22 protein-coding genes are annotated in these 26899 nt (G+C 36.8%); 16 read left to right on the top strand and 6 right to left on the bottom strand.

Going from position 1 to position 26899, the window contains the following annotated elements:
• The first annotated feature begins 210 nt into the window (after positions 1 to 210).
• From PKC55_RS15310 to PKC55_RS15295, 4 genes are all read left to right on the top strand, one after another.
• Entirely contained in the window at positions 211 to 1383 is a 1173-nt protein-coding gene (locus tag PKC55_RS15310; RefSeq protein ID WP_291124157.1) for a TlpA disulfide reductase family protein, read from the top strand.
• A 174-nt stretch (positions 1384 to 1557) separates the two neighbouring features.
• Positions 1558 to 2028, top strand: coding sequence for a transcription elongation factor GreA (gene greA / locus PKC55_RS15305; protein ID WP_135104445.1), 471 nt, complete (start codon positions 1558 to 1560; stop codon positions 2026 to 2028).
• Positions 2029 to 2032: 4 nt separating this feature from the next.
• On the top strand, positions 2033 to 2425 hold the full coding sequence (locus PKC55_RS15300; protein ID WP_135104444.1) for an HIT family protein: 393 nt from the start codon (positions 2033 to 2035) through the stop codon (positions 2423 to 2425).
• Positions 2426 to 2581: 156 nt separating this feature from the next.
• The gene (locus tag PKC55_RS15295; RefSeq protein ID WP_283687681.1) at positions 2582 to 2923 is read left to right on the top strand and encodes an iron chaperone; all 342 of its coding nucleotides are present in this window, start codon (positions 2582 to 2584) and stop codon (positions 2921 to 2923) included.
• A 5-nt stretch (positions 2924 to 2928) separates the two neighbouring features.
• On the opposite strand, the gene PKC55_RS15290 is transcribed toward PKC55_RS15295, so the two are convergent.
• Positions 2929 to 4203 (bottom strand): peptidase U32 family protein, encoded by a 1275-nt coding sequence (locus PKC55_RS15290; RefSeq protein ID WP_291124161.1) that lies wholly within the window; start codon positions 4201 to 4203, stop codon positions 2929 to 2931.
• A gap of 470 nt (positions 4204 to 4673) precedes the next feature.
• On the opposite strand from PKC55_RS15290, the gene nrfH reads away from it, so the two are divergent.
• The 5 genes from nrfH to ccsA all read left to right on the top strand — a co-directional run bounded on the left by nrfH (position 4674) and on the right by ccsA (position 10211).
• Positions 4674 to 5258: a cytochrome c nitrite reductase small subunit gene (gene nrfH, locus PKC55_RS15285; RefSeq protein ID WP_135104441.1), complete on the top strand. Its 585-nt coding sequence runs from the start codon at positions 4674 to 4676 to the stop codon at positions 5256 to 5258.
• Positions 5259 to 5313: 55 nt separating this feature from the next.
• Positions 5314 to 6762 (top strand): ammonia-forming cytochrome c nitrite reductase, encoded by a 1449-nt coding sequence (nrfA, locus tag PKC55_RS15280; protein ID WP_291124163.1) that lies wholly within the window; start codon positions 5314 to 5316, stop codon positions 6760 to 6762.
• Positions 6763 to 6835: 73 nt separating this feature from the next.
• Entirely contained in the window at positions 6836 to 8113 is a 1278-nt protein-coding gene (locus tag PKC55_RS15275; RefSeq protein WP_291124165.1) for an alginate export family protein, read from the top strand.
• Between the two features lie 22 nt (positions 8114 to 8135).
• A complete protein-coding gene (locus tag PKC55_RS15270; protein ID WP_291124167.1) occupies positions 8136 to 9413 on the top strand; it encodes a cytochrome c biogenesis ResB family protein in 1278 nt (425 codons plus the stop codon).
• 18 nt (positions 9414 to 9431) lie between these two features.
• Positions 9432 to 10211 carry a cytochrome c biogenesis protein CcsA gene (gene ccsA / locus PKC55_RS15265; protein WP_324373553.1) on the top strand — a complete coding sequence of 260 codons (780 nt, stop codon included), beginning with the start codon at positions 9432 to 9434 and terminating at the stop codon, positions 10209 to 10211.
• A gap of 80 nt (positions 10212 to 10291) precedes the next feature.
• Here ccsA and PKC55_RS15260 read toward each other — a convergent pair whose 3' ends face one another.
• On the bottom strand, positions 10292 to 10954 hold the full coding sequence (locus tag PKC55_RS15260) for a Crp/Fnr family transcriptional regulator (RefSeq protein ID WP_324373552.1): 663 nt from the start codon (positions 10952 to 10954) through the stop codon (positions 10292 to 10294).
• Positions 10955 to 11165: 211 nt separating this feature from the next.
• On the opposite strand from PKC55_RS15260, the gene hcp reads away from it, so the two are divergent.
• The 7 genes from hcp to PKC55_RS15225 all read left to right on the top strand — a co-directional run bounded on the left by hcp (position 11166) and on the right by PKC55_RS15225 (position 21763).
• The gene (gene hcp, locus PKC55_RS15255; RefSeq protein WP_291127301.1) at positions 11166 to 12818 is read left to right on the top strand and encodes a hydroxylamine reductase; all 1653 of its coding nucleotides are present in this window, start codon (positions 11166 to 11168) and stop codon (positions 12816 to 12818) included.
• A gap of 31 nt (positions 12819 to 12849) precedes the next feature.
• A complete protein-coding gene (locus PKC55_RS15250; protein WP_006843444.1) occupies positions 12850 to 13179 on the top strand; it encodes a cupin domain-containing protein in 330 nt (109 codons plus the stop codon).
• A gap of 3 nt (positions 13180 to 13182) precedes the next feature.
• The gene (locus PKC55_RS15245; RefSeq protein ID WP_291127294.1) at positions 13183 to 14409 is read left to right on the top strand and encodes a DUF438 domain-containing protein; all 1227 of its coding nucleotides are present in this window, start codon (positions 13183 to 13185) and stop codon (positions 14407 to 14409) included.
• Between the two features lie 6 nt (positions 14410 to 14415).
• Positions 14416 to 14922: a DUF1858 domain-containing protein gene (locus tag PKC55_RS15240; protein WP_283687672.1), complete on the top strand. Its 507-nt coding sequence runs from the start codon at positions 14416 to 14418 to the stop codon at positions 14920 to 14922.
• A 239-nt stretch (positions 14923 to 15161) separates the two neighbouring features.
• Positions 15162 to 18053: a PD-(D/E)XK nuclease family protein gene (locus tag PKC55_RS15235; RefSeq protein ID WP_291127298.1), complete on the top strand. Its 2892-nt coding sequence runs from the start codon at positions 15162 to 15164 to the stop codon at positions 18051 to 18053.
• A gap of 153 nt (positions 18054 to 18206) precedes the next feature.
• Positions 18207 to 19880 (top strand): putative transporter, encoded by a 1674-nt coding sequence (locus tag PKC55_RS15230; protein ID WP_324373551.1) that lies wholly within the window; start codon positions 18207 to 18209, stop codon positions 19878 to 19880.
• 104 nt (positions 19881 to 19984) lie between these two features.
• Positions 19985 to 21763 carry a L,D-transpeptidase family protein gene (locus PKC55_RS15225; protein WP_291130416.1) on the top strand — a complete coding sequence of 593 codons (1779 nt, stop codon included), beginning with the start codon at positions 19985 to 19987 and terminating at the stop codon, positions 21761 to 21763.
• A gap of 15 nt (positions 21764 to 21778) precedes the next feature.
• Here PKC55_RS15225 and PKC55_RS15220 read toward each other — a convergent pair whose 3' ends face one another.
• The 4 genes from PKC55_RS15220 to PKC55_RS15205 form a co-directional block, all read right to left on the bottom strand.
• A complete protein-coding gene (locus PKC55_RS15220) occupies positions 21779 to 23071 on the bottom strand; it encodes a bifunctional folylpolyglutamate synthase/dihydrofolate synthase (protein WP_291026875.1) in 1293 nt (430 codons plus the stop codon).
• A gap of 145 nt (positions 23072 to 23216) precedes the next feature.
• Positions 23217 to 24581, bottom strand: coding sequence for a DNA repair protein RadA (gene radA, locus PKC55_RS15215; protein ID WP_291026878.1), 1365 nt, complete (start codon positions 24579 to 24581; stop codon positions 23217 to 23219).
• Between the two features lie 22 nt (positions 24582 to 24603).
• Positions 24604 to 26217, bottom strand: a complete 1614-nt coding sequence (locus tag PKC55_RS15210; RefSeq protein ID WP_291026881.1) for a trypsin-like serine protease — start codon at positions 26215 to 26217, stop codon at positions 24604 to 24606.
• Positions 26214 to 26735: a shikimate kinase gene (locus PKC55_RS15205; RefSeq protein ID WP_283687667.1), complete on the bottom strand. Its 522-nt coding sequence runs from the start codon at positions 26733 to 26735 to the stop codon at positions 26214 to 26216. Before PKC55_RS15205 ends, PKC55_RS15210 begins: the two co-directional genes overlap by 4 nt.
• Between the last annotated feature and the right edge of the window lie 164 nt (positions 26736 to 26899).

The following is a 26899-nucleotide window of genomic DNA, read 5'->3' as shown; positions in this document are numbered from 1 at the left end:
CCGAAATATACAATCACCTTAAACAAAACTACTTAATTGATGATTGTTTTTTCGACTATAAGAGCATCCATCAAAAAGAGCAATCCTAACCTTACTATATTATATATATGAAAATATTTTTGGAAAGAAACTCTTGCGGAGAATCACATAATAATTATAATTAATATCTTTGTTCCGCTAAATACTTATATAATATAACATGCATTATACATGAAAACATTTCTTTTTTCCAAGTTATCTATTATTACTCTTGCGGTCATCACTTTTGCATCTTGTCAGAATAAAGGCCCTCATTTTACAGTAGAGGGTAAGATTGCCAATGCCGACACCACAATGTTATATCTAGAAAGACGGTCTTTGAATGAAACAACAATAATAGACTCAGTAAAACTAGAGACAGATGGGAGTTTCAAATTTAAAGAGCCTGCATTAGGTTATCCTGAATTCTATTTACTAAGAATGGATAAGCAATCTATAAACTTAGCAATAGACTCTATAGAAACAATTACTGTACATGCTAGCAAACCTACATTTGCATCGGAATATACAATAGAGGGCTCTGAAGGCTCTGTGAAAATAAAAGATATTGTTTTTGCCCAAAACAAGCTTAGTCGGACTGTGTCTGATTTGAGAAAACAATTTGAAAGTAAAGAAATATCACAGGATCAATATGTCGCAGAAATTCAAAAAGCGCTGGATGAATATAAAACGAAAGCTAAAGATCTAATCTTATCTGACTCAAAAAGCTTAGCCAGCTATTTTGCTTTATTTCAAAAAGTAGATGGATATTTAATATTCGATCCTTATGATAAAAATGACTTGGTAGCTTTCAGAGCTGTTGCTACCGTTTGGGACCTATATAAATCAAAATCACCACGAGCAGAGCATTTAAAGACTTTTACGCTGACTACTTTGGCAGAGTTGAAACAAATGGCAAGTCAGGAAGAAACAATGAAAAAACTAGAGAATACCGAGGCTACAGATCACACTGTGTTTTATAATATAACGCTACCTGATATAAATAACAAGGAGGTAAGTTTATCTTCATTGAAAGGAAAAGTTGTTATACTCGATTTTACTGCATACCAAACAGATTTTTCTCCGGCGCACAATATACTTATCAATAATGTATATAGTAAGAATAAAGGAAATGTAGAAGTGTACCAAGTATCTTTTGACACGGATATACATGCATGGAAAAATGCAGCAACAAATTTACCTTGGATATGTGTAAGAGATAGCAAACTACTCAACTCTGAATGGCTTGCAAAATTCAACATTCAAGGCTTCCCTACTACATATTTATTAAACAAGAATGGAGAGATTGTAAAAAGAATTTTATCTACTGATAACCTAGCTTCAGAAGTTCAAAAATTATTATAAAAGTATTTCCAAATATTTGAAAATACGAAAAATATAGTATATCTTTGTTTTTGATAAAATGAAAAAGGAAAAGGAGTTCTGGCCTTTAACGGCAGGAATTCTTTTTCTTTTTGTCGCTTTAAAAACAATCAAAAATTTAAAAAACAGTAGGAATTAATTTAATTTTTAATTACCATGGCTATCACTTACATGACCGCGGAAGGTTACAAAAAGTTGAAAGAAGAAATCAACACTCTTGAAACTACGGAAAGGCCTGCTATATCGAAACAAATAGCAGAGGCTAGAGACAAGGGAGACTTATCTGAAAATGCTGAATACGATGCAGCCAAAGAGGCTCAGGGGCTACTTGAAGCTAAAATAGCCCAAATGAAAAATCTATTGGCAAATGCTCGTCTGATCAATGAAGATTCAATAGGAACAGACGTTGTGCAAATATTGAACAAGGTTACAATACGCAATACGAAAAATAACCAAAAGATGACATATACAATCGTTGCAGAGAGCGAGGCTAACTTGAAAGAAAACAAGATGGCTGTAAACACTCCTATCGCGCAAGGATTGATGGGTAAAAAAGTGGGAGATATAGCCGAAATAAAAGTTCCTTCGGGAATTATGAGTTTCGAAATTATGGATATATCATTATAAACTTATGCCTAGTATTTTCAGTAGAATTGTTAAGGGTGAGATACCATCATATAAGGTGGCTGAAGATGAGAGGTTCTTTGCATTTTTGGATATAAATCCGATGGCAAAAGGACATACACTTGTCATTCCTAAGCAGGAGGTAGATTACATATTCGATCTTGACGACGATATTTTAAAAGATATGGTCATTTTTGCAAAAAAAGTTGCAAAATCTATTGAGAAAGCCATTCCTTGCAAACGTGTAGGTATAATGGTTGTAGGCCTTGAAGTACCTCATGCTCATATACACTTGATTCCTATAAATAAAGAATCTGATATGAGCCTTTCAAATCCAAGAATAAAGATTGAGCAATTTGAATTTGAAGAAATTGCAAAAAAAATAAGAGAAAATATATAAGACTTATAACGAATATAATTCTGAAAAGGTGGGAGTACATACTTCCACCTTTTTTTATTTTAGTTCATATTGAAATAATTTTAAATAAATTTGTAAGACTTGAAAATTAAATTCAAGCCTTACAAATTTATTTTATTAAAGTTAAACATTATAATTATGCAAAACATAGATGAATATATAGCTTCATTTCCTGAGAATATTCAGGCATTGATGAATAAACTAAGAAAAACCATCAAAAAAGCTGCACCTGATGCAATCGAAAAAATCAGTTGGCAAATGCCCACATTTCATCAGAATGGAAATCTTATACACTTTGCAGGTCATAAAAAGCACATCGGTTTATATCCGGGTGCAGAAGCTATTATTGCCTTCGAAGAAGAACTCACACAATACAAAACATCAAAAGGAGCAATACAATTGCCATTGGATAAACCTTTACCATTGAATCTAGTTACGAAGATTGTGAAGTTCAATATAAAAAGGAATCTGAAAAAATAATATTGCTATATTTTTTCTACAAACTTATTCTTCCGTTCTACCGATACTAGCTTAAATAGTTTGTCGGAAGGTCTGATTTTCTCATTCACTTTAATAGAGAACTTCTCGCCTTTTACTGTCTCTTCTACAGGTTGAAGGTCTACTCTAATTTCTTCTACGATCTGTGTTACTGCTCCTGTAGTAGGCCCGGTAATAAGTATTTCATCACCAACCTTTAACGATTGTGTTTCCATCAAGAATTCGGCAACACCAAGATTTGAAAAATATTTAAGTCCTTTACCTATGTATATTTTTCGTTTCGTCGCTCCTGAGCCATAATTGCTAGACCACTCTCCCAGTTTCTGTCCAAGATAATAACCATCCCAGAATCCTCTATTAAAGACCGTAGCAAGGCGTTCGTCCCACGTTTCAATCTTTTCTTCAGTATATGTATCTTCACAATAGGCTTGCACCGCTTCTTTGTAGCATTCGACTACAGTACGCACATATTCGGGACCACGAGCACGCCCTTCTATTTTAAATACACGTACTCCTGCATCCATCATTTTGTTCATAAAATGAATGGTTTTCAAATCTTTTGGAGACATGATGTATTCGTTGTCAATTTCAAGTTCAATATCAGACTCCTTATCTTTTACAATATAGCTGCGGCGGCACAGTTGATTGCATGCCCCTCTATTTGCAGATAAATCTCTTTCATGCAAGCTCAGGTAACATTTGCCTGACACAGCCATACACAAAGCTCCATGAGAAAACATTTCGATACGGATAAGTTCCCCTTTAGGACCTCTTATATTTTGCTCTACAATATCTTTATAGATAGAAGCCACCTGATCGAGATTCAGCTCGCGTGCCAATACAACAACATCAGCAAATTGCCCGTAAAACTTTAAGGACTCTGTATTCGTAATATTTAATTGTGTAGATAAATGAACTTCAACACCTATGCTGCGCGCATACATCATCACAGCTACATCAGAAGCAATTACGGCTGAAAGCTCAGCCTCTTTTGCAGCATTTACAATCTGGTGCATCAACGAGATATCATTGTCGTAAATTATTGTATTCACCGTCAAATAGCTCTTTAGTCCATTTTCTTTACATATAGCGGCTATCTGCTTCAAGTCATCCATTGTAAAGTTATTAGAAGACTTGGCTCGCATATTCAGCCCTTCTATTCCAAAGTAAATAGAGTTTGCCCCACCCTGTATAGCCGCAGCCAAAGAGTCGTAAGAGCCAACTGGAGCCATTATCTCAAAATCTGATATCTTCTTATTCATTTCTTTCTTTTGTATGTTTTTTTAGTGCTTCAAAAAAGCTGTGCGCAAAATTACCGCTTTTAGATGAAAAGGACAAATAGAGATCAAGCTAAACCTTAAGCAAATAAAAAGTTAAAACAAAGAACAAAATTCTTTGAAGAATAAAAAATAATTTGTATTTTGTCGTGAATAACAAACATTTATATACGTCTTTTATAACGGTTCACTCTCATACAACTAAAAAATCTGTATAAGTATCTATTACAAATAAATTATTTCAATAAACAGATACTCTATTCTTTAATATTATGGCACGACTTTAATTATCCATTGAAACAGGATAACATATTTCGATAACTCTCAAAAGAGACGAAATGATATAAGTAGCTCTAAATTAATTAATAAAAAATAACACAACGTAACATTTGTTACGGAAATTATCATTTCTATATAATATCTTTGTTTAATAACAGTGTTCATTGGTAAATAAAATGAGAAAACTTCTAAATCTAATACCACGGAATTTTGTTGTTCCACTATTTGTTATAGCGGGAATCATAGCCGGACTTGGCGGATACACGGCCTATATGTCCCGGGCACATTCTTATCTGTCTGATGATCCCGAAGCTTGTATCAATTGCCATATTATGACTCCTTATTATCAAACATGGCAACACAGCGCACACCGAGAATGGGCCAATTGCAACGATTGCCATGTACCACATGATAATGTCATTAATAAATATGCATTCAAAGCTATGGATGGACTTTACCATGCTGCAGTATTTACATTAAATGCTGAACCACAGGTTATCCGTCCTCGAGATGCCAGTAAAAAAGTAATCATGGATAACTGCATTCGCTGCCATACTCAATTGAATACAGAATTTGTGAATACCGGTATGATAAACTACACACAAGTAAAAGAAGGTGAAGGAAAAGCGTGCTGGGATTGTCATCGGGAAGTTCCTCACACCGTCGTGAGTAATCTATCTTCTTCACCGAACGCGATTGTTCCGTTACCAAAGTCAGCAGTACCGGATTGGTTGAATAATATTATGAAAAATAAAAAATAAGATCCAATATGTTTAAGAAATTAGCAGAAGCAATCAGGCGAAAACCGATCATTGGATGGGGGATTTTGCGGTAGTAATGGTTTTGGTATTTATGCTTGGACTTTTAGCAGCATCTATTACAGAACGTAGAGCTGAAATAGCGACTCTGTATAATAATAAGAAGATAGAGATTACAGGAATTAATACCAATAGTGAAGAATGGGGTATCAATTACCCTCGTGAATACGATACTTGGAAAAAAACAAAAGAAATGGATTTCCGCAGTAAGCATTTAGGAAATATGCCTGAAGATGTACTCGAAAGCCGTCCCGAAATGGTTGTTCTTTGGGCTGGTTATGCATTTTCCAGAGACTATTCGGCTCCACGCGGACATATGTATACGATAGAAGATGTAACGCATACACTTCGTACCGGAACACCTGATCATGAACACAAAGATATGCAACCGGCTACTTGCTGGGCTTGTAAGAGCCCTGATGTACCACGAATGATGCATGAAGTAGGAATAGAGAATTTTTACAAAGCCTCATGGAGTCAGTTTGGCAGTGAGATTGTAAATCCTGTAGGTTGTGCCGATTGTCACGATCCTAAGACGATGAATCTGACTATCACTCGTCCGGCTTTGATAGAAGCCTTTGAGCGTCAAGGCAAAGATATTACAAAAGCAACTCCTCAAGAAATGCGTTCTCTGGTATGTGCCCAATGCCATGTAGAATATTTCTTTAAGGGTGACGGTAAATATCTGACCTTCCCTTGGGATGGAGGTATGACAGTAGAATCGATGGAAGAATATTATGACAATGCAAATTATACAGACTGGGTGCATCATCTGAGCAAAGCTCCAATGCTAAAAGCACAGCATCCTGACTATGAAATTTTCCTTTTAGGACCACACGCTCAACGTGGATTATCATGTGCCGACTGTCACATGCCATATATGTCCGAAGGAGGTATTAAATATTCTAACCATCAGGTAATGAGTCCGCTTAAAAATGTGTCATCAACATGTCAAACATGCCATAGAGATAGTGAAGAGAATCTGAAAAATTATGTTTATCAATATCAGGATAAGGCATTAGAGATTAGAAACAGAATAGAAGTAGAACTTGCTAAAGCCCATGTAATGGCTAAAACAGCATGGGACAATGGTGCAGATGAAGCTAAAATGAAGGAGTCTTTGAAATTGATTCGTCAGGCTCAATGGCGTTGGGATTTTGCAGTGGCCTCTCACGGTGCATCCTTCCATGCTCCTGTAGAAACTCAACGAATCCTTGCTCATAGTTTAGACCGTACGCTACAGGCACAACTGGAACTGCAAAAAGTATTATTCACTCTTGGAGTTGCAGACGTTAAAATGCCAGATATTTCTACAAAATCAAAAGCTCAGGAATATATCGGATTGGATATGAAAAAGCTTCGTGAGGACAAAGATAAGTGGATTAAAACAACACTTCCTACTTGGATAGAAAAAGCCAAATCAGAAGGAAAGCTGGCTATGAACTAATTTTTTCTTACCTCAAGGGCGTCTGCATTCATCTAATATCGCATTTGCAGGCGCTTTTTAAACTATAATCATTATGAGAAAGATTTTCATAATAGGGTTGCTATTACTCCCTCTCACATTATTAGGACAAGAGAATAATCAAGAAGACATATTTTCCATATCGGCGCAACTACGATCACGCGGAGAATATCGCAATGGGGCGTTGTTCCCCAGAAATGAAGGCGAACACCCCGCTACTTTCATAAACAACCGTGCTCGAATCTCAATGGACTTTCAACGTTCAAACCTGGAATTAAAATTATCAGGACAGCACGTTGGAGTTTGGGGGCAAGATCCTCAAGTAGAAAAGAATGGACGCTTCATGCTAAACGAAGCATGGGCTAAATTAAATTTTAACAATGGATTCTTTGCCCAATTAGGGAGACAAGCCTTATCTTATGACGATGAACGTATATTAGGTGGGCTCGATTGGAACGTTTCGGGACGCTATCATGATGTATTAAAGTTAGGATATGCGGATAAAATAAACACTTTGCATTTGATCCTGGCTTTAAACCAGAACGATGAAAAAATAAAAGGAGGAAGTTTTTATGAAGCCGGAGGACAGCCTTATAAAAATATGCAAACACTTTGGTATCACTATGGAAATAGAGAGACCCCATTCGGCATCTCATTACTTGCAATGAATCTGGGTATTCAGTACGGAAGCGAAGAAGATTCATCCAACAAGTATATGCAAACCTTTGGGACTTATTTGACTTATATAGCAAACGGTTGGGATATCAAAGGTTCTTTTTATTATCAAACAGGAAAAAACAAGTCAAATAAAGAAGTATCAGCCTTTATGGGAAGCCTTTTTGCAGGTTTCAAAATAGACTCTAAATGGTCATTAGGTGTGGGCAGTGACTATCTGAGTGGAAACAAGCAGGATGACACAAAGCAAAAAGCATTTGATCCGTTATATGGTACACACCATAAATTCTACGGAACAATGGATTACTTCTATGCTTCTTCATTTGCGAATGGTCTCAATCCGGGGTTATGGGACAATCAATTTGCCATTTTCTACAAGCCCTCGAAGAAAGTCGATCTATCTTTGAATTATCATTATTTCTTGACTGCAAATGAAATTGTTGTATCAAATGAAAAAATAGACAAAGGCTTAGGTTCTGAGTTTGACTTTCAGGTAAATTGGTCAATCATGCCTGATGTAAAACTTATGGCAGGCTATTCGTTCATGCTTGGAAGCAAGTCGATGGATGTAGTAAAAGGCGGATACCATAAAAGCTGGCAAGATTGGGGATGGGTATCTATAAATATAACACCTAAACTATTCTCGACAAAAAAATAATAGCTCTCTTCTATATAAACAGATGGAAAAAACAAATAATCGAAAAATGTGGCAACAGCCTTGGGGATATCCTGAAAGCATTGTTGCTACGTGCGGAATCCTTTTGGTCGGATTTCTGCTTCAACTCACAATTGGTAATTTTAATTTTTATTTATTGGCATTCCCTTCCAATCTTTTGGTAGGAGCTATTACACTGATTTTATGTATTCTTTCGCTTTTTGTGCGTAAGAGCCATTTCATACTATGGTTTAGTGGTATTCCCTCTTCAGTCTGTTTAATCTCAGCATTACTCATTCTTACGATCATCATGGGACTTACACCACAAATGACAAGCAATACGCATGACGTTCCGAAAAACATATTTTCACGTCTGGGTTTCGACAGTATGACAAGTTCATGGGCTTTCATACTCATTTACTTTATCACCCTATTATCACTTGGCTGTCTTATCGTTCGCCGTTTGTTTAATTTTCGCAAGAAGGACTACGCATTTTACTTGAACCATATCGGACTATGGATCACACTATTCGCAGCAGGACTGGGACATGCTGATATTGAACGTTATCTGATGCACGTACGTGAAGGAGAGATAGAGTGGAGAGTTTATGATGAAGATGAAAACGTAAAGGAATTACCGATTGCGATACAACTAAACGATTTTGATATGGAGGAATATCCACCCAAGCTAACTATTATAGATCGCAAAAGTGGAAAACCTCTACCAGAAGACAAGCCGGACTATTATCAGATAGATACAGAAATAACTGAAGGACATCTTAATGGATGGGAGATTGAATTGAAAGAATATATCCATCAGGCAGTACGCAATAGCGATAGTACCTATCGGGAAGTACCTATGCCCGGAGCAACTCCGGCTGCCAAAATACGGGCATTCAATGTATCTCAAGGTAAAGATACCACCGGATGGATATGTGGAGGAAATCAGGCACAACTTTATATGACCCTTCCCCTCGATGAACACCAGTGTGTGGTAATGAGCGTTCCTGACCCCAAACGATTTATGTCGGATATAGAAGCATACACACCTAACGGCACAATAAAAAAAGGAACAATAGAAGTAAATAAACCAATGCGTATCGGAAGTTGGACAATCTATCAATATGGATATGATAATCAGTCCGGACGCTTATCTTCATACAGTAGCATGGAACTTGTATACGACCCCTGGGTTATACCGGTATATATCGGATTTATTTTTATCGCTCTAGGTTCAATCGCTTTAATTTGGAATGGCAGATTGGTTAAGCATAGAAGTGAGAATGACAACAACAAAGAATAATAGTACTAAGATAAGAATATGAATTGGAATAATTTTATATGGTTTGCACTTCCTGCTGTGATACTCTGGTTTTCGGCCGGAATTATAGTGTATCGATCACAAAAGCGATTAGGTGATATATTAATGCTATGTGGTATAGCTGTATTTGCTGCATTTATCGCAGGCTTTTGGATACATATCGAACGTCCGCCAATGAGAACGATGGGTGAAACTCGCTTATGGTATTCTTTTTTTCTGTCTTCGGTCGGATACCTAGCTTATCGCAGATGGAAATATCCTTGGCTGTTATCTTTTTCTGCATTGGTAGCATCGGTTTTTGTGTTTATCAATTTATTTAAGCCCGAAATACATTCTAAAAATTTGATGCCTGCTCTTCAAAGCGAATGGTTTGTACCTCATGTCACATCTTATATTCTTTCTTACGCTATGTTTGGAGCTGCTACTATCGGAGCTTTTGTGCAATTACGAAAAGTACACCGTAATGGTTATTCTAATGAAAATATATTCAGTTTTATAGATAATATCGTTTATGTAGGATTTGGATTCCTTGTATTAGGAATGCTGATGGGTGCAGTATGGGCAAAAGAAGCATGGGGGCATTATTGGTCATGGGACCCTAAAGAAACATGGGCTTTTGTTACTTCCATGGCTTATCTCGGATATATACATATACGATTGTATGGTAAATATGATAAAGTTGCGCTTTGGGCGTTGCCTATCGCATTCATATTACTGATGATAACTTGGATTGGTGTAAATTACCTACCGGCCGCACAAGGGAGTGTACATGTATATTGACAATACAGAATTATATAGATAGAATAGAAAATTCTGTTCTCTATTATTATAGAGTAAGACAAAAGATATTCGGATATCAATTATCCTAATAATTCTTTTATTTCATTATAGTTTAGTATTTTACCTTTACCTCCTTCAAATTCTATGATTCCACTGGCAGCCATTTCTGAAATAGCTCTGGATAGGGAAGGACGTTCTACACCAAAATACTCGGCAAGAGATGCGATACTCTTTCCTAATTCAAAAGATCCGTTTTTATCGTGCTGCAAAATGTAATATGCTATTTTAGCTTTAATTCCTTTTTGCGAGAATATTTTGAGCCTTTCGGATAAGAATTGTACACGATCGGCATTGAAGGCCATGAATCCTCGCAAAAATCCGGGACATTTGGCCATTTGTTTCTCCACAGAATCTTTCGTGATAAATAAGATTTCGCTATCATCAAGAGCTATCACATCCACAGGGAAACGATTATTTTCCGCAAAAATAAAAGCAGCAGCCAAAGGATAAGGAGCTGAAATTTCTTCTACTGATAGAGTAAGCCCTGAATCGGAGACTATCTCTGTTTTTACTTTCCCTTTGGATAACATATATAACTGTGAAATAACATCACCCTGATAGGCGATGTATTCTCCTTTTTTATAATGCTTTACAGTATGATCTATCGTACACTTTAGTCGAGCAATCTCTTCCTGAGATTTTTCACGACACATTGTACAGAAAAAAAGTAAGTCAGAGTTCATAGTCTTGTAATTTTTTACAAAGTTACAAAAAATAATTCACAGTCGTAACAAATGTTACGATTTTAGTTTTACTACCATCGTATGTTTGCATAAGAAATAACAGGTTAGTCACAATAATCAGGAGTTAAATTTACTATATAACCAATTTATCAGAAATAAAGGAATAATCATTCTATAAAAAATAATTAACTAAAAAACTAAGGATATGAATATGTTTTGTTATCAGTGTCAGGAAACAGCTCACAATAGAGGCTGTACGGTAAAAGGTGTTTGTGGAAAAACTTCGGAGGTTGCTAATCTTCAAGATTTGTTAATGTTTCTTCTCAAAGGAATCTCATACAGTACTGTAGAATTACGTAAAGCAGGTGTAGAAATACCCGCTTATACAAATCGCTTTGTAATGGAGTCATTATTTATGACAATCACCAATGCAAACTTCGACAAAGAGCGTTTCGTAATACGTGTACGTGAAGCTATAAATCTACGAGACGAACTTTTACTCGAATTAAAAGCTAAAGGAGGCAACACTACACCCAACCTAGATTGTGACTGCATTACTTGGACTACCGAAAGCGTAAAAGAAATGGAAGTGAAGGCTGGAAATGTAGGAATCCTTGAAACTAAAAATGAAGATATACGCTCGTTGCGTGAACTTCTTATCTATGGAATCAAAGGGATGGCAGCTTACGCTGAACATGCGTCAAATCTGGGATATGAGGATGATGATATCCATGCTTTTATGCAAGAAGCTTTAGTTGCAACAACCCAAGAATTGAGCGGAGACGAGCTTACAGCTCTTGTGCTTAAGTGTGGTGAATATGGTGTAAAAACAATGGCTTTGCTTGATAAGGCTAATACTTCTACATACGGAAATCCTGAAATTACAAAAGTAAATATCGGAGTTCGCAATAATCCTGGTATTCTTATCTCTGGTCACGACTTGCGTGATATGCAAGACCTGTTAGAACAAACAGAAGGAACAGGCGTAGATGTCTACACACACAGCGAAATGCTTCCGGCGCATTACTACCCTGCATTTAAGAAATATAGCCATTTTGTAGGCAACTATGGTAGTGCTTGGTGGCGTCAGAACGAAGACTTTGAATCATTTAATGGTGTAATACTATTTACTACTAACTGTATTGTACCTCCACGTTCTACGTCAACCTACGCAGATAAAGTATATACTACGGGTGCATCAGGGTTTACCGGCTTTCAGCATATAGAAGACAGAAAAGACGGGCAGCCTAAAGATTTTTCAAAATTGATAGAGCATGCAAAACAATGCAAAGCCCCTACTGAAATAGAGTCGGGAGAAATTATCGGAGGATTTGCTCACGCACAGGTATTCGCACTTGCTGATAAGGTAGTTGACGCTGTAAAAACAGGAGCTATACGTAAGTTCTTTGTAATGGCAGGTTGCGATGGTCGTATGAAAGGACGTAACTATTATACTGAATTTGCAGAAAATCTACCTAAAGATACAGTTATCCTTACTGCCGGTTGTGCTAAGTATCGCTACAACAAATTGCCTCTGGGTGATATAGGTGGTATTCCTCGTGTTCTCGATGCCGGACAATGTAACGACAGTTACTCTCTCGCTTTGATTGCGCTGAAACTTAAAGAAGTTTTTGAACTAAATGACATTAATGAATTACCGATTGCATACAACATTGCATGGTACGAGCAAAAAGCTGTTATCGTTCTTCTTGCATTGTTATCACTCGGTGTAAAAAATATTCACTTAGGGCCAACACTCCCGGCATTCTTATCGCCTAACGTGGCTAAAGTGCTGGTTGATAATTTTGGTATTGGCTCTATTACCACACCTGACGAAGATATGAAGATGTTTCTTGCTTCATAATGTCAGCACATAATTACATAAAACATTAAAAATGGAAACAAATACATTCGCTAAAGCAACCGTATTCAATATTGCGGGGCAAATCGATTATTCCACAGGAGGAATAGTAAGCAAACAAATACTTAAAAACCGAGCAGGAAATGTTACATTATTTTCCTTCGACAAGGGACAAGGACTTAGCGAGCATACAGCACCTTTCGATGCGCTTGTACAAGTACTGGATGGTGAAGCTGAAATTCGCATAAATGGCGAACCTCACAGGGTAAAGGCAGGTGAGATTATTATAATGCCGGCCAACATAACTCATGCACTTCAAGCTGTAGAGTCTTTTAAGATGTTATTAACCATGATAAAAGAATAGGCGATGAGCGAGCTAATCAATAATTCCGAAAAAAGAAAAGAGTTACTTAAACATCTTATTCTTCAATTACATAACGGCGAAGCTCCCGAACAAGTGAAAAGCCGTCTGATAAATTTACTGCACTCGGTTCCATACAATGAGGTAGTAGAGGTAGAGCAGGAATTGATAGCTGAAGGTCTTCCCGAAGAAGATATATTGCGCCTATGTGATATACACACGGCTGTACTCGACGGTAGTATAGATACATCAACCGCCAAAGGTGTACCTGATGGACATCCTGTAGATACTTTTATCAAAGAAAACAGAGAACTAGAAAAGCGCATCGACCTGACTTATGGGATGTTCGATGTGTTGAAAAACTTGAAAGATAGTGACATTGCAGATTTTACGATGGGATTGCGAAGCCTCTTTAATCAACTATCGGATGTAGATAAACACTATTTGCGCAAAGAGTATCTACTGTTTCCATTTTTGGAGAAGGCAGGAATTACAGGTCCACCGAAGGTGATGTGGGGTAAACATGATGAAACCCGGGAATTATTGAAAGCCGCTCATGAAGCTCTCAAAAGCGAACTGACAAGAGAAGAGCTGGAAACAGTTTGCTCGTTGGTTTTGCAACCTGCCATCGATGCAATAGAAGGCATGATAATGAAAGAAGAACAAATTCTATTGCCGATGTGCCTGGATACACTCACTGACGAAAATTGGTATCAAATACATAAGGAAACAACGATATACGGTTTTTGCCTTTATGATCCAAGCGTAGAATGGAACCCCGAACTTGTAAAGCAAGAAGAAGCGATCTTTATGCCGGGTAATGCAATTAAGCTATCTTCAGGCAACTTCGACATAAAGGAGTTAGAAGCTCTATTTGTTACTCTTCCGGTAGATATCACATTTGTTGATAAAGATGATAAAGTAAAGTTCTTTTCTCATAGTCCTAATCGTGTATTTGAGAGAAATCGTTCTATTATCGGGCGTGATGTACGTATGTGCCATCCTCCCCACAGTGTTCATATCGTAGAACAAATCATTGATGACTTCAAGACCGGCAAAGAAAACAAAGCCGCATTTTGGATATCTAACTTCAAAGGACGCTTTGTGCATATAGATTATACCGCTCTCAGGGGACAGGACGGAGAATATTTAGGCGTGATAGAAATTACTCAGGATATAACCGACTTGCGAAAGCTGGAAGGAGATCAGAGGTTACTTTCTTATTCAAAATAAAGAGTCATGGATATTAATCTACATATAAAGGTTTCTGATTTGCTGGATGCATATCCTCATTTAGAGGGTACATTATTGGATCTTTCTCCTGCATTCTCTAAACTGCGGAATCCTATTTTGCGCCGTACTGTAGCAAAGGTTACGACATTACAGCAGGCTGCAAAAGTTGCGGGCATCTCCCCTATTCTACTTCTTGAAACACTGCGCCAAGCCGCCGGGTTGCCTATTGATAACAGTAATGAATCAATAGATATAGATAATGAACAGAAAGATAAGCCGGAATGGTTTGGCGAAATGAATATCACAATTCGGTTTGATGCTCGTCCTATTATAGAGTCTGGAGAAAACCCCATGCAAGAGATTATCCGGCTATCAAAGGAATTGCAAAACAATCAGATTATGGAATTAACTGCACCATTCAAGCCCGTACCAATCATGGATTTGCTAAAATCAAAAGGATTTGAAGTATGGTATAATAACGGTAAAGCTTATTTCATGAAACAAAATCATTGAGCCTTGTAAGATTATAAAAATTAAACATTTAACCAAATTGGCAAGGGGATGCATACTAAATGCATCCCTTTCTCATAAGAGAACCAGAATCTTTATAGTCGTGTAAGGAATCTATTTTAATGATAAAGCACTTCATCAAGAATAAAAACTTTGCCCGGTAATCTTTTGAAGAAAATAATGCAGCCAATGTCTTAAATTCGTATTTTTGCATGTAATTGATTTACCTACTTTCTAAAAAAATGATTCCTTTTCTATACAATGTAGCTCAAGCATACTATAAGGCCGATGGACAAAATATAAGTCGTTATACTTTTGTTTTTCCGAACCGTAGAGCCGGAGTCTTTTTCCAACATTACTTATCGCAGATAGCGGATAAGCCTATTTTTTCGCCCCAAATACTGACAATAGCAGACTTGTTCGAACAACTAAGTCCATATAAAAAAGCAGATCGCATTGAGATGCTTTTTATGTTGTTCAATATATACAAACAGGTAGGTAAGACCAACGAAACATTCGATGAATTTCTATATTGGGGAGAAATGCTGCTCAATGATTTTGACGACATCGATAAATATTTGGTTGATGCACACCAACTGTTCAGAAATATAAAAGACTTAAAAGATATTGACACCGGATTTTCATACTTAACCGAAACACAGATAGAAGTTATACGACGTTTCTGGTCAAACTTTTTACCTGTAGGAGAAAATGACAAAAAGAAAGACTTCCTCGAAATGTGGGAAGTACTCTTTCAGCTATACTCTTCTCTAAGAAACCAACTTGCAGAAAAAAATCAAGCCTATGAAGGAATGATTTTCAGAGATGTAATAGATTCTTTTTCAAAGAATCCGGATTATGAACTTCCATACGAAAAAATAATATTTATAGGCCTAAACGGGCATAGCAAATCCGAAGAGAAACTACTTAATTACCTCCATAAAAAAGGTATTGCCGATTTTTATTGGGATTACTCATCACCTTTAGTGCGCGATCCTCAGAACAAAGCATCTTTCTTTATGGATAAGAATAAGGTGCAATTTCCGTCTCAGCTCCCGTTACAACCGGAAGAATTAAGCCTTGATCAACCGACAGTGGAAGCTATTGGCATTCCGTCATCCATAGGACAAGCTAAATATGTGCATACAATCATCAAGTCTTTGTTGGCCGAAAATCAGATAGTATCATCCGATCAAGCTATGAATACAGCATTGGTGCTACCTGATGAAAATCTTCTATTGCCAACACTGTACTCCATACCCCAAGAGATAGACAAGATAAACATAACAATGGGGTATAGCCTGAACAATAGTTCTGTTTCGGGACTGATGGAACACATTTTTGAATTGCAAAAGAATGTAAGAAGATCCGAAAATAGCGCAGGCTTTTATTACAAACCGGTATTGGCTATACTCAATCACCGATATATAAGAAATATAGCCGGAGAGGAGGCAAAACAACTAAGACAAAATATACTTCAATACAATAAGATTATAGTATCGGTCAAGGAATTAGAAATTCATCCGTTATTTAGTCTCATATTCAAAACAATAGATAATTGGTACGATGCACCTGAGTATTTAAAAGATATATTATCAACACTAAGGAGATCTTTGTATAATCAGAAAGAAACAGAGAACGAAGAAGAGCAAATAAGTGCCCGTTCGGTAGACATTGAAGGCGAATTTATTGTGGAATACTACAAGACGATCAATAAAATGAACGATGCTTTGCAAAATGTATCCTTTGAAATTAAAATTGATACGTATTTCAAATTATTGAAAAAGTTGATAGTAAACATCAGCGTGCCTTTTACGGGAGAGCCTTTATCTGGATTACAAATTATGGGAGTGCTCGAAACTCGTGCTTTAGACTTCGACAATCTTATTATCCTATCGATGAATGAAGGTATCTTCCCTCTCAAACGTGCTACCAGTTCTTTTATACCATATAATCTTCGAAAAGGATTTGATTTACCGACTTACGAGCATCAGGACAGTATTTTTGCTTATCACTTTTATCGTTTGATAAACCGGGCTAAACGAATTTATCTTTTGTATGATACTCGCACCGAAGGCTTACAATCGGGCGAAGTGAGCCGCTATTTTAAACAGATAAAACATTTATATGCCAATTCATTCGATATAAGGGAAAAGCTCACTGTTTATAAAGTTTCTTCTACCGAGAGTCTTCCCATTTCAGTATCTAAAACTCCTGAGATACAGGAAAAGATGAATGTGTTTTTGCAAGGAGGAGACAAACAACTATCTGCCAGTGCTATCAATATGTATCTCAATTGTCCTCTACAGTTTTATTTCTCTGTAGTAGAAAACATGGCAGAAGAGGATGAGGTAGTGGAAACAATAGAGGCCAGTATGTTTGGAACAATTTTTCACTCAATAATGGAATGGTTGTACGAGCCATTTAAGGGAAAGATGATTACTGCGGACTTGTTACACAAGATCAGAAAGGATGAAAAGCTGCTGACAGAAAATATAGAACGATCTTTTGCTAAAAACTATTTCAAAACTGAGAAAATAAAAAAATTGACAGGGCAGAATTATCTGACCGGAGAAGTGCTTCGTAAATATATCAAACAAGTTTTAGTTACTGATGCGGGACTTACACCTTTTATCTATGTCGACTCAGAAGAAAGAATAAAAATGGAATATACTCTACCATCGGGGAAAGTTGTATCCTTAAAAGGATTTATCGACCGTGTAGATGAAGTTAAAAGCCGTACCCGTATTATAGATTACAAGACAGGAAAAGGAGTATTACGATATAAAGAAATGAAAGATCTTTTTGATAAAGGTCTTAAAGATCGCCCTAAAGCAGTGATGCAAGTATTTATGTATTCACATCTTTATATGCAAATGTATCCGAATAAAATAATAGAACCGGGGATATACTATCTCCGAAATCTATTCGATGCTAAATTTGAGCCGGGAGTAATTAATAAATCGGGACGCAACGATGACCATATAACAGACTTCTCAATGTATAGAGAAGAATTCAAAGAATACTTTGATACGTGCCTCGATGAAATATTCGACCCTGAGACATCATTTACGCAAACACCTACAGAAGAAGTTTGTAAGTGGTGTATATTCACAAACATTTGCAAGAAATAGGAAGTCCGCAAATTATCATTAACAGCTTCTGTAATTGAATAACGAGAGATGGAAAATTTATATTCTTCTCTCTTTTTATTTTTCACATGCGGATATTGGCTCTTTCACATTAAATGTTTTACCTTTGCAGTCCATTTCTAAGTAGTAAATTGTATGGATTGGTTTATGAAAACCATAATAGAATCACCATCGGTTCTATCAATTATAATTATATCTATAGTTTCTGCTGTTGGACTACAGCTAGGAAAACTAAAACTCCTCAATATCTCTCTTGGTATTACTTTTGTCTTCTTTGTTGGTATCGTTATTGGTCACTTCAATTTCGACCTGAACAAAGACATGCTCAACTTTGCTCAAAATTTTGGACTGATCCTTTTTGTATATGCATTGGGATTGCAAGTAGGTCCGGGATTCTTTTCATCTTTAAGGGCTGGAGGATTGCGTATGAATATGCTTGCCTTGGGAGTTGTATTTCTAGGACTAATCCTCACCGTTATATTCAGCTATGCAAGTGACATATCCCTTCCTAATATGGTAGGAATATTATGCGGTGCTACGACAAATACACCGGCTCTTGGTGCGGCTCAGCAGGCATTACAACAAATTAGCGGAAATCAAAGGGTAATAGCCGACATGGCCTTGGCTACAGCCATTGCCTATCCATTAGGGGTAGTGGGAGTTATTCTGGCTATAATATTTCTTAGAAAGTGCTTTGTACCAAACGATGAATTTGCGAAGCTATCAGAAAAGAAAGAAAATGAAATGCACGTAGGTGAATTCCATATAACCAATCCGGCTATAGAAGGAAAATCGATAGTTGATATAATGAAATTAACGGCTAAGCATTTCGTTATTTCACGTATCTGGCACGATGGTATAGTTACTATTCCTACTTCTGCAAGTATTCTCAGGCATAATGACCACTTGCTTATTATATCAAAAAAGAGCGATGTAGAACATATCAAAGTTCTATTTGGAGAACAAGAAAACGTTGACTGGAATAAAGAAGATATAGATTGGAACCACATAGACAATAGCCAATTAGTATCACGAAGAATCATTATCACCAATAGCAAAATAAACGGTGAGAAACTCGGAAGCCTGAAACTGCGCAATAATTATGGAATAAACATAACACGTATTAATCGTGCAGGTATAGACCTATTAGCATCATCGGATCTTATGCTACAAATTGGAGATAAGCTTACTGTAGTAGGAGAAAAAGCATCGATAGACAATGTTGCTAAGATACTAGGAGACGAAGAGAAACGACTCAACACACCAAATCTGATAGCGATATTTCTTGGAATTGCGCTAGGTCTTATACTAGGAGCGTTACCTATACCTTTTCCGGGAATGGATTTTCCAATCAGGTTAGGGATTGCCGGCGGTCCTATTATTGTAGGAATTTTGATGGGATCATTTGGCCCTCGATTTCATATTACTACTTATACAACGCAAAGTGCCAATTTACTGATGCGCCAGTTTGGTTTAACAGTATATCTGGCTTGTCTGGGTATCGGAGCAGGAGAACACTTTTTCGAAACAGTATTCCAAACCGAAGGATTGATATGGATTGGTTTTGGCTTTATACTCACAGTTGTGCCGGTACTTATTGTTGCTTTGATAGCCATGAAAGTATATAAGATCAATTTTGCCCGGAATGTAGGGATGCTATGTGGTAGTATGGCTAATCCGATGGCTTTAAGCTATGTAAATTCTACTATCGACGGCGATGAACCTGCCGTTGCTTATGCAACAGTGTATCCGGTATCCATGTTTGCTAGAATCGTTTTCACACAATTGTTACTGATGCTATTTTTCTGATATAACTATAATAACATCAGGTACCTTAACACTTTTGTACTATCATAACTTTTTGTATAATTTTGTCTTTATAAAAACACTTGTACTTGATCAACTTTACTTTTATGAAAAAAACATTATCCATTTCTTTAGTCTTAGCATTCTTAATTTTTAGCTTCACGGACTGTAAAGAAAAGGAAACTACAAAGCTTAGTGAATCAACAAATAAACAGGTAGCTAAGTCTAAATTTGCACGACTATATCCCGACTATAATCCTCAGCTGATAAAAGAGACTATACATGAGCTTATTCTAAAAGACTCGCTATTACTGCCATTTTATACCGAAGATGTATATAATCCTGTTTGGTCACATGATACATTAGACGTAGCGAGAATAAAGGACTTTGTTTCTGTTCTGAAAGAAAGTGATAAACATGGTTTATCATCAGAATATTTCTCTGCGAGTAGAATAGAAGCTCTTACAGACTCTATAGACGCAGGATTGTATAACCTTGACGATCTGTATAAAAAGATGGTTGATCTGGAGCTGACTTCTACTCGGTCTGCTGTGAAATACATCAAGGGGATGAAATACGGATTTGTCAACCCTAAAAAATTGTACAAAAAAGATTATGATATATCAGTATTAACCCCCGACTCTGCTTTCTACCAAGAGGTATATAAGGAGTTGAAAGAAGATCCGATATCTAGTGTCATTAATTCGGTTCCCACAGATCCGATTTATCTGAGACTTCAAAAAGAATACCAAAATCTGAAAGATAACAAAGAGCAAGGATTTAAAAAGATAACAAGTACAGAAACCTATAAGCTTGGAGATAAGAATAAACATATATCTGAAATTGCAAGAAGATTAGCTCTAACAGGAGAATATGTTATGGAAGAAGGCGACTCTATCGGAAATGATTCTTCAGATATGATCATGGATAAAAATCTGCTCGAGGCAATAAATGTATTTCGTAAAAAGAACTCCTACCCGGAAGAAAAAGAAGTTGGCAAGCTGACTATAGATGCACTAAACAGACCATTGGATTACTATCTGGAGAAACTACGAGCCAACATGGAACGTTATCGTTGGAAAATGACAAAAGCAAAACATAACAAGCATATCGAAGTAAATGTTGCATCGGCATATCTTATGGCCACGGAGCAAGATAGCCTTCCTCTGATCATGAAGGTTTGTGTTGGCACTGCTACTAATAAAACACCTTTATTACAAAGTGATATCAGCTACTTAAATCTGAATCCGATATGGAATATTCCAACAAGTATAGCACAGAAAGAAGTAGCAGTATTACAAAAAAAAGATCCTACATACATTAAGCGTCACAACATGAAACTCTATAGGAACGGCAAAGAAGTAGATATTACGACTATAAACTGGAAAGAAGTTGACCCTTCTAAGTTTTCATATACAATTCGTCAAAGTCCCGGAGAAAGTAATGCTCTCGGCTTAGTAAAATTCATGTTCAACAATGCATTTTCGGTATATCTACACGACACCCCATCTAAAGCGGCATTCGGAAGAAAAAACAGAGCCGTAAGTCATGGATGTGTCAGAGTAGAAAAGCCTTTCGATCTGGCTTTCTTTTGTATGTCGAGAACATCAGACGACATATACAAAGATCAATTATTTTATAGTATAGATAAACAACCTATGTCAAAAGCAGGAAAGAAGCTCGCACAAGAAAACAAGTTAAAAAAGCTCCCAGATATTCTTAATCCTAAAGACAAGATTTCTTTATTCATCGATTATTACACAGTCTATATGTATCCTGACGACGATATGCTATACTATGCTGATGATGTGTATGGATATGATAGTGCAATACTCAACGCACTAAAGCCGCAACATAGTAAAGTAAAAAAAGAGCAAAAGAATTAATACCCTGTATTGCTTCTATTCATAGCCGAATTCGATAAGTGCATCAGCTACAACGAAGTTGCTTCCTCCTATAAATATAAAATCACTTGGTGTAGCCCAATCTTTTGCTGCACGAATAGCTTCTTTCACTGTAGGATATGAATAGCCTGTAAGCCCTTTTTTGACAGCAAATTCTTGCAAGCTTCGTTCGTTCATCGATCGAGGTACAGACGCTTTAGTAAAGTAATAAATAGCCTTTTTAGGGAGTAAGGATAATACAGATGAAATATCTTTGTCATTTACCATACCCAGAATAATATGTAAGGTATCATAACGCTCGTTTACAAGCTGTTCTGATATATATTTCATTCCGGCTTCATTATGCCCTGTATCACATACAATTTTGGGATTATAGTCTTGTAATATTTGCCAGCGTCCCATTAGTCCGGTATATTCATTCACATAGGCAAAACTATTATATACAGCCTTCGATGGTATTACATAGCCCTGTTTTTGAAGTTCACGTATAGCACATAGTACTGTCGCCGTATTTTTTATCTGGGCATAACCCGAAAGTTCACCTTTGAGCTGCTGATAGTATTTTGTATCATACAACCACCCACTGGCAGTACGCAAGCTTGAGTGTATCAGTTTTTCATCTTCTGCAAAAATGATAGGCGCTCCTACCCTCTCTGCAGTATCTCCAAACACCTTACGGACATCACCTTCTGCCTCTCCAATAATAACGGGGATATCCTTCTTGATTATACCTGCTTTTTCAGCCGCAATTTTCTCTAGTGTATTGCCCAAAAATTGCATATGATCGAAGCTAATATTGGTAATTATACTCAACACCGGTGTTATAATATTAGTACTATCCAGTCTTCCTCCTAGTCCGACTTCTATTATTGCAACATCAACATTTGTATCGGCAAAATACTGAAAAGCCATCATCATCGTCAATTCAAAGAAAGAAGGCTGTATAGGCTCATAAGCCTCTCTGTGTTTTGTAACAAAATCCAAAACATATTGTTTCGATATCTTCTCTCCATTTACACGGATACGCTCTCTGAAGTCAACTAGATGCGGAGATGTATATAATCCAACCTTGTAACCAGACTGTTGCAACGTTGCGGCCAAAAGGTGAGACGTAGATCCTTTCCCATTTGTTCCTGCAATATGAATCGTCTTATATCGGGTATGAGGGTGTGAAAAATATTTATCAAGGGACAGACTGTTATCCAATCCTTCTTTATAGGCTGTACCTCCTACTTTTTGATAAACAGGTAATTGATTATATAAATATTCTAGTGTTTCTTCGTAATTCATTATAAACTATTCTTCTATCTTTTTCTTTATCCGTTGTAATACAATGGAAAATGACATACTTATCAAACCTCCAAATAACGTAATAAGCAAAAAAGATAATGTCGTCAATACTCCTTTTTGATACGATTCTAATATCGTTATATTTTCATCCAAATAATTGCCTAAAAGCTTCTTCTACTTTTCGTACTTGCACGATCTCAATGTTTACTTTCGAGGTAAATCCTTTCAGGTTATTTTGAGGAACAAGTATCTTAGAAAAGCCCAGCTTCTCTGCTTCCAATATTCTTTGTTCAATACGATTTACGGGACGTATTTCACCCGACAAGCCCACTTCTCCAGTCATACAAACATGCTTCTCTATGGAGATATCCAAGCTTGAAGACAATACAGCGCTAATTACTGACAAATCCATAGCAGGATCATTCACTCTAAGCCCTCCTGCGATATTAAGAAATACATCTTTTTGTATCAGCTTAAATCCTGCTCTTTTCTCTAATACCGCAAGTAACATATTCATCCGTCGCAGATCAAAACCTGTAGCCGAACGTTGAGGAGTCCCATAAGCAGCAGTACTTACCAAAGCCTGAGTTTCGATAAGAAAGGGACGTATTCCTTCTATAGCTGCGGCAATAGAAACACCGCTCAGCCCTTCGTGATTCTGAGTTAATAGCAATTCGGAGGGATTACTAACTTCACGAAGCCCATTTTGCCTCATTTCGTAAATACCTAGTTCGGCAGTACTCCCAAAACGGTTTTTTATGCTTCGCAAGATACGATACATATAATGCTGATCTCCTTCGAATTGCAGTACTGTATCTACAATATGCTCCAGCACTTTTGGTCCGGCAATACTTCCTTCTTTATTTATATGCCCGATAAGAACCACAGGGGTTCCTGTCTCTTTTGCAAACTTAAGGATTGAAGCCGAACATTCGCGGACTTGCGATACGCTACCCGGAGACGATTCTACTGATTCTGTGAATATTGTCTGTATAGAGTCTATGATAACAAAGTCCGGTTTTAGATTTTGTATATGAACAAATATCTGTTCGAGATTTGTCTCGCATACGATAAAACAGTTCTCACTATTGGAGTTTATACGATCGGCACGCAATTTCAATTGCCTGGCACTCTCTTCTCCCGAAACATATAGTGTTTTTATTTTTCTCAGTCCTAAGACTGTTTGTAAAACAAGTGTCGACTTTCCGATGCCGGGTTCACCACCAATCAGCACCAACGAACCGGGAACCAGTCCTCCTCCAAGCACACGGTTCAATTCTCCATCGTGCAAGTCTATACGAGGTTCTTCTCCCGTTTCTACTTCTTTCAATAATAATGGCTTCGCCTTAGATGTTTCAAATAAGTTGGAGTTCCCTCTCGATGAGCTATCTTTACTAACAATCTCTTCTACATAAGTATTCCACTCTCCACATACAGGACACTTCCCTAACCATTTAGGAGAGTCATTTCCACAGTTGTTACAAACATATACTGTTTTGGTTTTAGCCATTTTATTATTGGATCTTTCTTCTTTACTTCATTACTTTTATCGACTTCGTAGACCTTCCCGAAACATCCACAGAGACAATATATACTCCCGGACGCCATCCATATAACGTTTCTTCAAATATAGAAGAATCAAAACCTGTAGTTTTAGTATACAATATTCGTCCGTTTAAGTCTGCAATACTTACTTTCTTTAATATATCTTTAGCATATATGCGCAAGACATCACCTTTAAAATATATGAGGAATTCTGGTTGTTGATCAGGATTTGGCTCGTCAGTTCCAAGCGAACTCAACCCCTTCAATTTAGTAGCTCCTGTATTATTGGGATCCAAATATTTAGACATATGCTGATCTGCATCATAGTACTGATCCCAATGAAACCAAAATTTACCAAAAGAATCAGCTAACCCCTGATTTGAACAATTACTTTCTCCTCCTGATAATGTACCCACCACATAACCGTTTTGATTAAAGAGAGGAGCTCCCGAAGAACCACCCTCTGTAGCGCCTTTATAATAAGTCACACTCCATTGAGTACCATCTGGCTCGTCTTCAGAGTCCGGATCCCATTTACTCGAAGTAAGAGGTTTATTAAATAGAGTTATTTTTTTAACATCTCCCAGAGGGTGATGAATTACCGCTCCACCTGTTACACTCGCGCCATCATTTGTTCTATCCCAACCGTTGTAATAGACATCCCAGTTATCGGGAATTGACTCAGACAACCTAAGTAAAGCACCGTCAGAACCATCATCGATTGAATTAAGTACCAATGGTTTTGCACCTTTATGATATTTATAGTTGGGTCTGTTTTCTGTTTCACATTCGGGGGTCTCATAATCAAAAAAGAATTCAGTATTAGATATTATTGACGACGATAAGTATTCAAAACAATGATATGCTGTTAACACATAGGGAGTTTTATCTTCACTCGTGTTATTAATTAACGTACCCGAGCAAAGATAAGTACTACCTCCTCTTTTGACACGCAATTGCAACACTCCTTTTTTCTGATTCTTCCAAAAGCCACCTTCTGCACAATTTATATTTACCATACAAGAATTAGAGGCAGTATTAAAGCCACTGATTGGGTCGCCTTGTTCATCAACATATTTATACCCTACATCGGATATATGCAATCGTGGAGTTCCTAGATTTTGTGGTGCTACATATTCAAGTACAACATTATCTCCTTTCAGATTCTCGAGAGAGTAAGCTCCACCTTGTGGGTTATCTTCATGTTTGTATACAATAGCATTTTTCACATTGCTTTTTTCATATACATATAATTGAGCCCCTTCGGGTAAATAAAAATCATCGAATCCTATATAAAACCCTTTGGCATCAGGAATATCAAAAGACAACTTCCAAACATTTTCTTTTGTAGGCAATACCGACCATGTACCAACTGTGTCGGAAGCTATATCTAATGTATAAATCTTAGCCTCTTTGAGTGGAAGGCCTCTTCTTTTTACATTGTTTTTTACTACTAATAATTTTGTATTTTCTTTTTCAACAATGAGAGTCAATTTCGATTTATCTTTATTGAAACTATATTGCTTTTCTTGGGCAGAGAGTGAAATAATACAGGATAACAAAGTAATACCTGCTAAAAAACGAATCAGACTTAAGTTCATAATAATTTTATTAATTTCCGAACATACTCATTTACATCTTCACGAGTGACCAACACCTCAGTTTCATATATAATTTTCGCTTTTGAATAAAAAGGCTCTCTCTTTTCTAGAGTATCTGTTACAAACCGAAGTAGTTCCTCTTCATTTTTATCCTTTATCAAAGGACGTTTATCTTTACAATCATTCAATCGCGAAGCCAGCACATCAGCCGATGCTTTCAAATAAATGGTTGTACCTACTTGATTCATATACTCTATATTATCAAAAAAGCAAGGTGTGCCTCCACCTGTAGATATCACTACATCTTCGAACTCACCTACTTCTTTCAGAATGCTCTTTTCAATATTACGAAATTCACCTTCTCCAACATCTGAAAAAATCTGTCCTACTGTTTTTTGATAGCGAGCCTGTATGAAGTGGTCTAAATCAACGAATTCTAGATTAAGCTCTTTTGCAAGCTCTCTCCCTGCTGTTGTTTTTCCAGCACCCATATATCCTATCAGGAATATTCTTCTCATCTTAAACAATCAAATATACAAAAATATAAATAAAATAAATAAAGAGGCTTTTTTACAACACCGATTCTTTAGCAAATAAGTATTAATTGCTCCTTAATTCCAACTTTTATGACATTCTTTATATAATGGTACAAAAAGTGACAATCTGGAATATATCACAACAC

This window comes from Dysgonomonas sp. (genome assembly GCF_035323175.1).
Lineage (GTDB): Bacteria > Bacteroidota > Bacteroidia > Bacteroidales > Dysgonomonadaceae > Dysgonomonas.
This window is presented reverse-complemented; position numbering and strand designations above follow the sequence as displayed.